General features: G+C 59.4%; 13 protein-coding genes. 3 read left to right on the forward strand and 10 right to left on the reverse strand.

All coding sequences use genetic code 11. From position 1 onward, the window contains the following. Window positions 1–18 precede the first annotated feature (18 nt). From LIY45_RS26180 to LIY45_RS26205, 6 genes are all read right to left on the reverse strand, one after another. Complete coding sequence (locus LIY45_RS26180; protein WP_226478102.1) at window positions 19–2,055, reverse strand: chemotaxis protein CheA; 2,037 nt, start codon at window positions 2,053–2,055, stop codon at window positions 19–21. A gap of 41 nt (window positions 2,056–2,096) precedes the next feature. Continuing rightward, on the reverse strand, window positions 2,097–2,384 hold the full coding sequence (locus tag LIY45_RS26185) for an STAS domain-containing protein (protein WP_226478103.1): 288 nt from the start codon (window positions 2,382–2,384) through the stop codon (window positions 2,097–2,099). A 23-nt stretch (window positions 2,385–2,407) separates the two neighbouring features. Next, window positions 2,408–2,776, reverse strand: a complete 369-nt coding sequence (locus LIY45_RS26190) for a response regulator (protein WP_017475297.1) — start codon at window positions 2,774–2,776, stop codon at window positions 2,408–2,410. 9 nt (window positions 2,777–2,785) lie between these two features. After that, window positions 2,786–4,000, reverse strand: a complete 1,215-nt coding sequence (locus tag LIY45_RS26195) for a methyl-accepting chemotaxis protein (protein ID WP_226478104.1) — start codon at window positions 3,998–4,000, stop codon at window positions 2,786–2,788. Window positions 4,001–4,159: 159 nt separating this feature from the next. Continuing rightward, a complete protein-coding gene (locus LIY45_RS26200) occupies window positions 4,160–4,579 on the reverse strand; it encodes a DUF6691 family protein (protein ID WP_226478105.1) in 420 nt (139 codons plus the stop codon). A gap of 5 nt (window positions 4,580–4,584) precedes the next feature. Continuing rightward, a complete protein-coding gene (locus tag LIY45_RS26205) occupies window positions 4,585–5,019 on the reverse strand; it encodes a YeeE/YedE family protein (protein ID WP_226478106.1) in 435 nt (144 codons plus the stop codon). A 303-nt stretch (window positions 5,020–5,322) separates the two neighbouring features. On the opposite strand from LIY45_RS26205, the gene yiaY reads away from it, so the two are divergent. Next, complete coding sequence (gene yiaY, locus LIY45_RS26210) at window positions 5,323–6,471, forward strand: L-threonine dehydrogenase (protein WP_017475285.1); 1,149 nt, start codon at window positions 5,323–5,325, stop codon at window positions 6,469–6,471. Between the two features lie 465 nt (window positions 6,472–6,936). Here the strand turns inward: yiaY and LIY45_RS26215 are convergent, their stop codons facing one another. After that, complete coding sequence (locus tag LIY45_RS26215) at window positions 6,937–7,554, reverse strand: LysE family translocator (RefSeq protein ID WP_201139966.1); 618 nt, start codon at window positions 7,552–7,554, stop codon at window positions 6,937–6,939. A gap of 66 nt (window positions 7,555–7,620) precedes the next feature. Between LIY45_RS26215 and LIY45_RS26220 the strand changes: the two genes are divergently transcribed. Together LIY45_RS26220 and LIY45_RS26225 are read left to right on the forward strand one after the other, a co-directional pair. Next, complete coding sequence (locus LIY45_RS26220; RefSeq protein ID WP_226478107.1) at window positions 7,621–8,538, forward strand: LysR family transcriptional regulator; 918 nt, start codon at window positions 7,621–7,623, stop codon at window positions 8,536–8,538. A gap of 181 nt (window positions 8,539–8,719) precedes the next feature. Next, entirely contained in the window at window positions 8,720–9,013 is a 294-nt protein-coding gene (locus tag LIY45_RS26225; protein WP_226478108.1) for a hypothetical protein, read from the forward strand. 30 nt (window positions 9,014–9,043) lie between these two features. Here LIY45_RS26225 and LIY45_RS26230 read toward each other — a convergent pair whose 3' ends face one another. From LIY45_RS26230 to LIY45_RS26240, 3 genes are all read right to left on the reverse strand, one after another. Further along, the gene (locus LIY45_RS26230) at window positions 9,044–9,373 is read right to left on the reverse strand and encodes a DUF6124 family protein (RefSeq protein WP_226478109.1); all 330 of its coding nucleotides are present in this window, start codon (window positions 9,371–9,373) and stop codon (window positions 9,044–9,046) included. Between the two features lie 357 nt (window positions 9,374–9,730). Further along, window positions 9,731–10,957, reverse strand: coding sequence for an MFS transporter (locus tag LIY45_RS26235; RefSeq protein WP_017475280.1), 1,227 nt, complete (start codon window positions 10,955–10,957; stop codon window positions 9,731–9,733). A gap of 169 nt (window positions 10,958–11,126) precedes the next feature. Then, window positions 11,127–11,317 (reverse strand): hypothetical protein (locus tag LIY45_RS26240; protein WP_226478110.1); only part of this gene is annotated, 191 nt, incomplete at its 5' end.

Raw genomic sequence — 11,317 nt, forward strand, 5'->3', positions numbered from 1 at the left:
CATGGAATTGCGAATGCGTCAGCGGGCGACGACCGGTGGCGATTGAGGTGCCTGAGTCGTGCGGGCTTCCAGTTGTACGATGTGGTTGAGCAGTACCGGTACATCCAGGATCAGGGCCACCGCGCCGCTGCCCAATATGGTCGAGCCGCTGATGCCGCGCAGTGCGCCGAACAACTTGCCCAGGGGTTTGATCACGGTCTGGAACTCGCCGAGCAGGTCATCCACCACCAGCCCGGCCTTATGCTCGGCGTTGCGCACCACCACCACATTCTGGCGTCGGGCTGCGGGGCCTTCGTGACTGAAGTGGTCGCGCAGGTGCACCAGCGGTAGTACCTCGCCACGCAGGTCCAGATAGCCCGTTTCACGGCTGGACTGGCGCTGGTGTCCATCCAGTTCGATACATTCCTGGACCATGTCCAGCGGAATCACATAGGTGGATTGGTCGATGCCGACCAGGAATCCATTGATGATTGCCAGGGTCAGCGGCAAGCGAATGCGCACCACGGTGCCCTGGCCGGGGCGGCTATCGAGGTCCACGGTGCCGCGCAACAAGGTGATATTGCGCTTGACCACGTCCATGCCGACGCCGCGCCCGGACAGGTTGGTCACGACCTCGGCGGTGGAGAACCCCGCTTCGAAGATCAGGTTGTAGATCTCTTGGTCGGTGAGCACCGCACCGCTGGCCACCAGCCCGCGATCCTGGGCTTTTTGCAGGATGCGCTCGCGGTTGAGCCCGGCGCCGTCGTCGGCGATCTCAATGACAATGCTCCCCGAGTCATGGTAGGCATTGAGGCTCAGATAGCCCTTGGCCGACTTGCCGGCCGCACGCCGCGCCTCGGTGCTTTCGATACCGTGGTCCATGGCATTGCGCAATAGGTGCATCAGCGGGTCGCCGATCTTCTCGACCACGGTCTTGTCCAGTTCGGTTTCCGCGCCGCTGATGATCAGTTCGATGTCCTTGCCCAGTTCCTGGCTGATATCGCGCACCACGCGGCGGAAGCGGTTGAACGTGTCGCCGATAGGGATCATGCGCAAGTGCAGAGCGCCATCGAGGATCTCTTCCACCAGCCCCGAGACCGTGGAAGCGGCCTCTTGCAAGGGGTCATTGTCAGAGGAGCGAGCCAGCAGGCTCGCGCCGGCGCTGGCGATGACCAACTCGCCAACCAGATTGATCAATTCGTCGAGCTTGTCGGCGTTGACGCGCACGTAATTGCCGTCGCGGGGTTTCGCCTCGCTGGCCGCCGGACGCTGCGGTGCGGTGGTCACAAGGCCTGGTTCGGCCGGCGTGACCCAGTCGCCAGCGACGGCCGCTGTGCTGTCAGGCGCTTCTTCTACGGGGCTGATGTGCACTTCACAGTCGTCACGCACAAAGTCGAACACTTCGTTGAGGGTGGCGTGGCTGGCCGTCGAGCGCAGGTCAATCTCGAACCCCAGATAGCAGCTTTCCGGGTCCCAGGTGTCTGCGGCCGGAATGCGATCCGTCAAGGTGGTGACCTGCAACAGCGTGCCCAAGGTGTCGAGGTAACGCAGGAAGGACAACGGGTCCATGCCGTTGCGGAATACATCCACGCAGAAGCGCAGGGAAATATGCCAAAGCACTTCGACCGACGCGTCGTCGTCCACCTCCGCGGTTTCGACGCTGGCAACGGCGGTTTGCAACGACTGATAGGCACTCAGCGCCTCGCGCAATGCCTCGCCGCGCTCCAGTGTGGCAGGCGTCGGCGTCTCACCGCGGTTGGCGACCACTTCGACCAGTTCCAGGATGTGGTCGCCGCACTTGAGCAGCAGCACGATCAATGCGGCGTCCACCGCCACTTTGCCTTCGCGCAGACGGTCAAGCACGTCTTCGACGATATGCGTGAACCCCACGATCGACGCCAGACCGAAAAGGCCCGCCGAACCCTTGATGGTGTGGGCGGCGCGGAAAATCGCGCCAATGGCATCCTGGTCGCCGGGCTCGCTTTCCAATTGCAGCAGGGATTGCTCCATGGCCTGCAACAGCTCGCGTGCCTCAACGATGAATGTCTGCTGTGCCTGATCGAGATTGATGCTCACCGTGACTTTCCTTGTCGATCAAAAAACGTGGGAGGCGCTGACTATGAGGCCTCAATGCGACACAGTTGGAGCGCCTGTATGAGCACCGGGCTCTGGCCGGTCACGCTCAAGGCGACGCCGGCAATACCGGCCTCACGCCGGATGACCGCGAGCAACTGCAAGCCGGCGCCATCCAGTTCCGTGACCTGAGACAGGTCCAACTCAAGGCGTGGTGCCGCGCCGATCTGCGGCAGCAGCGCGCCCGCCAGTTCCGCTACGGTGTAGATCGTAAGCTCGCCGTCAATGCGCACGCGGGCAGTGTCGTCGCAGGTTTCAGTGGCTATCGACATGGGAGCCTCCTTGGCGCCGGGGATCAGGGCAGTATCAGTTTTGACACCGCTGCCAGCATCTGCGCCGGCTGGAACGGCTTGACCACCCAGGCCTTGGCGCCGGCGGCCTGGCCCTCGGCCTTCTTCGACTCCTGGGATTCAGTGGTCAGCATGATGATAGGCGTGAACTTGTAGTTGGCCAGCTTCTTGACCTCCTTGACGAAGGTGATGCCGTCCATGTTGGGCATGTTCACGTCGCTGATGATCAGGTGCACCTTCTGCCCGGTGAGCTTGCCCAGGGCATCCTTGCCGTCGCTGGCCTCGATGACGTCGTAACCGGCACTTCTCAAGGCAATACCGACCACTTGCCGCACACTGCTGGAGTCGTCGACCACTAATACACTCTTTGCCATGATGCGCTCCTAAAAGAAAGTAATGTCTTGGGAATTCTGCTGCACGGTCGCTTCACCATGATGGATGCGCCGTTGCTCCTCGGTGGCGTAGGTGGCTTCCATGCGTGCTAGCCACTGGCGGGCGTCGACGGCTACCGTCTGGTCCGGGGCCTGGCTGGCCTGCAGAAGGTGGTCATGCAGGGCGTGCATGTTGTCGCGCACGTGGCTGAGGATCTGGCTGACCCGGTCCTGGAATTGCAGGTTGACCAGCACCTCAGTCATCTCATCCCGGATGCCGTAACTTTCCTGCTTGAGCAGGTCGGCGGATTCGGCCAGACGCCCGGTGATGTTCTGGAAGCGTTCGAGCACCACTTGAATACTGTTTTCGGACTCGGCCACCGAATGGCTGTCCTGGTCGGCACTGCTGGACGCGGCCTGCACCAATTGAGTAATGGCGTTATTGATGATGTCGACTTTGGCCGACATCTGCTGGCCGGTTTCACTGGATTTGCTCGACAGGCTGCGCACCGCATCGGCCACCACTGCGAAGCCACGACCGGCCTCACCGGCACGCGCCGCCTCGATGGCGGCGTTGAGGGCCAGCAGGTTGGTTTGTGCGGCAATCGCTGCCACGTCAGCGGCCATGGTGCGCAGTTCACCTGTGTAGGCGGTAAGGCTGCGGACCTGGGCCAAGGTTTGGTCACGGCTGCTTTGAGTGGCTTTGAGCGAATCGATCACCTGGCTCAGTTCACTGTCGCTGCGTGCCAGCGCCTCAAGCGCCCCATCGGCGGCGTGGCCATCCAGTTCACCGGCAGCGTGCTGCGAGGCTTGTACTGTTTCCTGCAAACGCGCGGCGATCCCGGTAAACCGGTTAGCCAGGCTCACAATCGCTTCTTCGGTCTGATGGCGCGAGCTTTCTACCTGCTTGGCCCAGATCGGCATGGCGCCCAGCAACACCTCATCGAGCTGTGCCCGCGAGGCCATGGCGTTGCGCGCCGCTTGCGCGACGGCCTGATCCGTCTGCGCCCGCGCAACGCCTAGCTGCGCTGCGTCACGCTGCGAACTCGCGCTCCACGCGCAGGCACCGAGGCCGATCAACACCAGTACCGCGCAGGCCGTCAGGTTGGCTGCAGAGGTTGATTGCATGACTGTCCAAATCACGGCGGGTACGACCGGGATGAAAGCGAACCAGCGAAAACGCGGATGACCGAGAGGGGGAGTGTGGCTGGATTGACGCTGGGTCATGAGTTCGATCCTTGAACTTTGTTGCGGATATGAACGACATAGGGGTTATCTGCCCTGCGATTAACAACTTTAGACTTCCTGTGTGCCTTCCGTCTGGTTTATGACCAGCAGGTTACTGTTTCTTGGGTTTGCCTACAGAGAAATCGAGGTCAGGCCCCATCAAGACGTGCGCCGGCCTTCCAGGCTGGAAAACACATACATACCCACCAGCATCGCCACTACGAAGATGAGCATTTTCCAGTGCCCGGTAAACAGAATGGCGACCGCAGGCCCAGGGCAGATACCGGCAATTCCCCAGCCAATACCGAACACCACGCTGCCCCCTATCAAGCGCCGGTCCAATTCCCTGCTCACAGGTAACTGCATGGGGGCTGCGAGCAAGGATCGTTTGTGCTTGCGCGCCCAATTCATCGGGACAACTGCCACGGCGATGGCCCCGACCATCACCAAGGCGAGTGACGGGTCCCAAGCCCCGGCCACGTCGAGAAAAGCCAACACCTTGGCGGGGTTGGCCATGCCGGCCAGGAGCAGGCCCAGGCCAAAGATCAGCCCGGCGAGAAATGCGGTCAACTTGGTCATCACCTTCAAACCCCCAGCACATGGCGGATGAGGTATACCGTTGCAAAGCCGGCGGTCATAAAGCACACGGTCGCCACCAGGGAGCGGGGTGACAATCGAGAGATCCCACACACCCCGTGACCACTGGTACAGCCGGAGCCGTACCGGGTTCCCAAGCCGACGAGCAACCCCGCCATCACCAAGGCCGGCCACTGTGCCGTGATCTCGATCTGTGGCAAGACGCTAAACAGCCCCCACAGCATTGGCGCAATCACCAGGCCAAGCAGAAACAACGCTTTCTCGCCCCAGCCCTCACTGCCAAACCGCATCACGCTGCCCAGCACGCCGCTGATACCTGCGACTCGGCCATTCGCGAGAACAAACACGCTGACGGACAGCCCGATCAAGGCGCCTCCGCCTAATGACGTCCAAGGCGTGAAGTTGATCCAGTCAATGCTCATTTTGCAGTTCCTGCACAGAAGGGTGGGTGAGGGCTGTTGATCAGCGAAGCATCATAACCCTCCGTGCGGGTCTTGGCCTGTGGGCGTCAGATTTTGCTGCCGCCCCCATGGAATGGGTAATGCCCTGTTCCAGTACTAAAGGAGGTGTCAATGCCCGCTAAAGGACCATTTCGGTCTGACGCCATAGGTTTAGGCTCAGCCTTGTGATCGTCAACGATGACAACAAGACGCGCCGCATCACCTGCGAGATGAGTAGAAAACCTCACTGACTCCCGTGTCTCCATAATAAAAAGAGGATTTATCATGAGTAGCACCTTCTTCATTCCCTCCGTGAACATGATGGGCATTGGCAGCCTCGACGAGGCGATGCTCGCAATCCGCAAGTACGGATTCCGCAAAGCCTTGATCGTCACCGATGCCGGCCTGGCCAAAGCCGGTGTGGCGGCCAAGGTTGCCGGCCTGTTGGCCCAGCAAGACATCGACTCCACCCTGTTTGACGGCGCCAAACCGAATCCGACCGTCAGCAACGTGGAGAAGGGCCTGGAACTGCTGGCCCGCAGCGACTGTGATTTCATTATTTCCCTGGGCGGCGGTTCACCCCATGACTGCGCCAAGGGCATTGCCCTGTGCGCCGCCAACGGTGGGCACATCAGCGACTACGAAGGCGTGGACCAATCCGCCAAGCCACAAATGCCACTGATCGCCATCAACACCACCGCCGGCACGGCGAGTGAAATGACCCGTTTCTGCATCATCACCGACGAAGTCCGCCACGTGAAAATGGCCATCGTCGACCGCAACGTCACCCCCCTGTTATCCGTCAACGATCCTTCGCTGATGGCCGCCATGCCCAAAGGCCTGACCGCCGCCACCGGCATGGACGCACTGACCCACGCCGTCGAAGCCTACGTGTCGACGGCGGCCACGCCGATCACCGATGCCTGCGCACTCAAAGCCATCGAACTGATATCGGCCAACCTGCGCACCGCCGTTGCCCAGGGTAGCGACATGACCGCCCGGGAAAACATGGCCTACGCGCAATTCCTTGCCGGCATGGCCTTCAACAATGCTTCGCTGGGTTACGTACACGCCATGGCGCACCAACTGGGCGGGTTCTACGACCTGCCTCACGGCGTGTGCAACGCGATCCTGCTGCCTCATGTGTCGAGCTTCAACGCCAGCGTATGCCCGGCCCGGTTTAAAGACATTGCCCATGCGATGGGGGTTGAGACTCAGCATCTGGACGCGGAGAAGGGGGCTGCTGCGGCCATCGCGGCTATCCGTAAACTGTCTGCGGATGTGGGGATTCCGAGCGGGCTCGTCGAATTGGGTGTGAAGGCTGACGATATTCCGACCCTGGCAACCAACGCCATGAAAGACGCCTGCGGCTTTACCAATCCACGTCCTGCCAATCAGGATGAGATCGAGCAGATTTTTCATACGGCGATGTGATTGATGTGAAGTGATGCTGGAGAGAACACCCCGCCTTTGGTTGAAGTGCGGGGTGTTTTGGTTTTACTCATCGGTAGGGTAGAAGTGGCTCACTGGCTTGGCCGGAGGCGGTCTGTCATGAATGGCTAATGGGGGCCAGGAGCGGCCGGTGACAATGTTTTACTTAAACATGTGCTACTCGCTTATGTGTTCTAGCCGTTTCAACTATGAATACTTAAGTAGAGATCGACACCGATGGTTTACGCTCCGGAACTGGCATACCGCGTACGTCTATCCATGGTCGTGCCAGCACGCATGTCTACGCAGCTGGCTCAAGTGAAACCTCCGCGCCAGGAGGGCACAGAGGGGATCGGAATGGACTGGAACTGAGCATCCTCCAGTAAGCAGAGCGCCGTGCTGGCGGCCTTCGAGAAACAACTTGAACATGCGGCGTTCTGATAGGCACTGCGCAAGAGCTAACTCAACTCAGACTGAACGCTGAGCGATTGCCAGTAATATCCCGAAGCTCACGAGTAGGCCTCCAAAAATTCGGTCAATCCATTGTCTTGCAGCCAACAATTTCTCGCGCACCATCCCGGCCGAGAAGCACAGCGCGACGAGACTGAACCACACCGTGTGCGCCCCAGCGATGGAAAGCCCATATGCAATTTGCACTGTCAAGGCAGTGTCCGGTCGTACTACACCCATGAACAGACTAACGATGAAGATCGAAGTTTTCGGATTCAACGCATTCGTGAGAAATCCCGTACGCAGAGCTGCAAAATCTGATATCGCCGGTGGCGGTGCGTCCAGCGGTTCAATAGCCGGCTTAGAACGAAGCATTTTGATGCCTAGGTAGACGAGATACGCAGCTCCAGCCAGCTTCAGCGCATTGAACAACCAAGGCGATTGTTGAAGCACTAACCCTAGTCCGAGCAGCGTATAGCAGAGGTGGACAAGCACCCCCAAACCAATACCCACAGCGGTGAGGACGCCCGCCCGTCGAGACAGTAGCAATCCGTTGCGAGAAACCATGGCGAAATCCGGCCCGGGACTGATACATGCGAGTATCGTAATGGTGATTACTACTATCCATTCGCTCATGCGGCACTCTTCGAATTAATGGTGGTATAAAGCTATTTTTACAGACCATACGCACTGGCAATAACGATGATTTCTGAAGGTAATAGTGACTACAGCTCATCAATCTCCGAGACGCGCACGCCTTCTCTGCTGGCGTTGCGTTGCTTCGAATCAGCCGGAAGGTTCGAAAACTTCGCCCGTGCAGCTGACGAACTGCATCTGACACCAGGTGCTATAAGCCGAGCAGTGCGCTTGCTTGAAGAGGATCTGGGCGTTGAACTGTTCGAGCGGCGTAGCCGAAGGGTTTTTTTAACGGACGCCGGAAGACACCTGGCGAAAGCAGTTAGTGAAGGGCTTGGATTGATGAACCAGGCAGTTCGCGAGATACGCACCGACGCCCGTCGTGCTCGTCAGCTTGTGCTGTCCTGCGAGCCAACGCTGTTAATGCGATGGCTGATCCCTCGTTGGAGCGACTTCCAAGCACCTCATCGAGGGATAGACATTCATTTAGTGGCCGGAGGCGGCGTCTTTTCATTCGACCATGGCATAGATTTAGCCATTCGGCGGGACGATTTTCCTCGCCCCTCCGGTTATCATGCTGAGACCCTATTCCCAGAGAAGATCGGCCCTGTCTGTCGGCCAGAAAAGGCAGATCAGTGGTTCGGCAAAAGCAGGAAAAGTCTGCGCTCCACAGCCCCGCTGCTTCAGACTACTAGCCGACCTACGGCTTGGCAGGAGTGGGCTAATGCAAAAGGACTGCCCGTTACTGCCACGGAGATGCAATCTTTTGAGCACTTTTATTTCAGCATCCAAGCGGCTGTTGCAGGCCTCGGGGTAGCAATTGGCCCATGGCACTTAGTGCGCGACGATATCCAGAGCGGCGTGTTAGTTGCGCCATTAGGATTTGTTGAAGACGGCTCACACTACTGCCTGTTGTCTCCCACAGCCCCTAAGCCAGGCAGCCTGGAAATGGATTTACTTCATTGGTTGCAGGCAGTGGGCTGAGGCTTGTCGATCTTCAGTTTCATCCACTACAAATCAGACCAGTAAGGCTGCAGGCCTTTCTGACGAACAGCCCGTCCCACTTGCACAAGAAAAACACGAAGTCCGATGACGCCTAGCTTGAACGCATCGAGCCGAGGCAGAGCGACGTACGTTGTTGCTTCAGGGCGATGAACTGTTTTTCGTGAAACCGAGTCAGTCGCCACGGCTGGATAAACGAGGAGAAAATGCTTGGGGTTCTGATGGTATAGAACCGCGCAGTGGCTGGATTGAGGCTTATCGCGGGGCAGAAATCCGATTGCTGCTTTCGCAATGGGCAGTAAACGGCCAGATGCGGTCGCTCATGATCGTTCTGCACCTTGTAAAAGGTCGCTTGTTACAAACCCAACCGCGCAATGATCGCAGTAAAACCCACCAACTATCCATTTTCGCTGAGCCGCTGCAGATGCCTGCAACGCCTCGGCGACTGATCTATTGAGCTAGTGAGCAGCCCGGACTACATCCAGCCTCAGCTACAAGGCACCTCCCGATCCATCAGCTTGCCCATCAACAGCACTCCCAGCTCACTGAGCTGGTGAATCGCCAACGCCACATCACGGTCTTTCCCGCTCAGCTCTTCCGAGAGATCAAGCAGCAACGCGCTGACCGAGGCAAAGGTTTCATAGCTATTGGTAATCAGACTTTCGCTGCTGGCATCAGCAGCCACACTGAACAGCGCACCCGACGGCGGGGTGGTCTTGGCGGAGGAGGGATTGAGATAGTGATCCAAGGCACGGTGCGCGGCTTGGTTGAGTTTCAAATCGGGAGTTCCCGGAGGATTCGGCGTTACCTTGAACATCGTTAAGTTCCTTGCTCGGGCTTCCACCCCGTTGCTACTAAACGAGGGGGTGGCAGCTGTACGCAGGTTAGTAGACCGGGGGAACCTAACAAAAACCGGCGCGCCCGAGGGCGCCCTACGCACAGCCACCATCGAGCACAGACAAGGACGTCCGACAGATGAAGCTCATGCACACGTTAGGTTGGACCTCGGGCTACTAAACCCGATCACTGAGTTTTCAGCGACCGAGCAACCTTAGAGACGCCCAGCCAGGTGCACAAGCCGGCGGATTCTGACGCAACTGTAGGCAATGGAGCAAGGCGCCGTGCTCACTGCCCCAAGCCACGGGACTGAAATCCATCAGTCCCGTTTTTTTTCTCAGGCCGGTTGGGCCGCCAGGCTGTTACTCACCTTGCGCCCCAACACCAGCACCGTCACAAACCCGGCGCCCACCAACGCGGTCGCCAAACTCAACAGCACCGACGTCCCCATCTTGTCGACAATCTGCCCGCCAAAGAACGAGCCCACGGCAATGATCACCTGGAACAACGCCACGAACAGCGGCATGCCACGTTCCACATCCTTGGGCGCAACCACGAACATCCAGATACTCGCGCAGGCCGGGAAGGCGCCGAAGGCGAAGCCCCACAGTGCGATCAGCATCACGGCGCCGCTCATGCCGGTGGCGAAGTAGGGGAATAGGGCGGTGCTGGTGCCGATCATCAGGGCCACCAGCAGCAGGGTGTGGCGCACGCTGCGGTTGGCGGCGAAGCCGGCGAAGACGTTGCCCATTACGCCGGCCACGCCGTAGAGCAGCAGCAGGGAACCAATGGTCGGGCCGTCGAAGCCGGAGCTGTTTTTGAAGAACGGCGCGACGTAGGTGTACGCGGCAAAGTGTGCCAGGCCGATCAGCAGCACGGCGATCAAGCCGACTCGGGCTTGTGGGTTGATGAACAGGGCCGGCAGGTCGCTGATGCGGATGGCTTTTTCCGGTTCGAGGCGCGGCAGCAGGAACATCTGCGCCAGCAGTACCGGGATGCCCACCAGCGCGGTGACGAGGAAGGTCATGCGCCAGCCCATCAGGCCGCTCAGCCAGGTGCCGACGGGTACGCCGAGGACGGTGGCCAGGGTCACGCCCATCATGATGATCGAAGTGGCTTTCGCGACGCCCACGCCCTTGGGCGCCAGGCGGCCGCTGAGGGCGATGGCCGTGGCCCAGAAGCCACCGATGCTGATGCCCAGCAACACGCGGCCGAACAGCAGCAGGCTGAAGTCGCTGGCGTAGGCCACCACCATGTTGGCGATGATCATGATCAGCGTCAGGCCGATCAGCAGGTAGCGGCGGTCCATGGCGCCAATGCCCACCGACAGCAGCGGGGCGGCGAGGGCGGCCATGATGCCGGGCAGGGTAACCATCAGGCCGGCGTGGCCGGCGCTGATGCCGAGGTCGGCGGCGACGTCGTTGAGTACGCCTACTGGCAGGAATTCGCTGGTGACCAGGGCGAAGGCGCCCACGGCAACCGAGAGAATCGCCAGCCACTGTTGCAGGACGGTTTGTTGATTATGTTCGGGGAGGCCGCTAGGGGCCCGGCTTGCGCTTGGCATGGTGTCGGGTTCCGGGAGGATATTTCGCCTGAGGACAGACGGGAGGGGGAAAGTGGAAGCGATTATAGGAATGGGTTTCGGCAAGGCAATAGGCGACCGGTTCGATAGTAATCATCAGTCTCGTTGATAAGATGGCCTGAGTAGAGCGGTCGCTTGTGTGTAAATGAAATCAAGTAAATTGAACGAGGAAGTCACCACCCACCTCTCCTTCTTTCATCTTTTTCGCTCGACTATCGGCAAAAATACAGCCGATACCTCCACCGAATATTACTTTCGCTCTGCGCCTGTTCGCTCTCGTTGCGATACACCCGTTTGCCGATGCGCCGCCCCAATGGGTCGTAGCGATACTCGCTGCGTAAT

It is taken from the genome of Pseudomonas sp. MWU16-30323 (assembly GCF_020515595.1).
Lineage (GTDB): Bacteria > Pseudomonadota > Gammaproteobacteria > Pseudomonadales > Pseudomonadaceae > Aquipseudomonas > Aquipseudomonas yamanorum.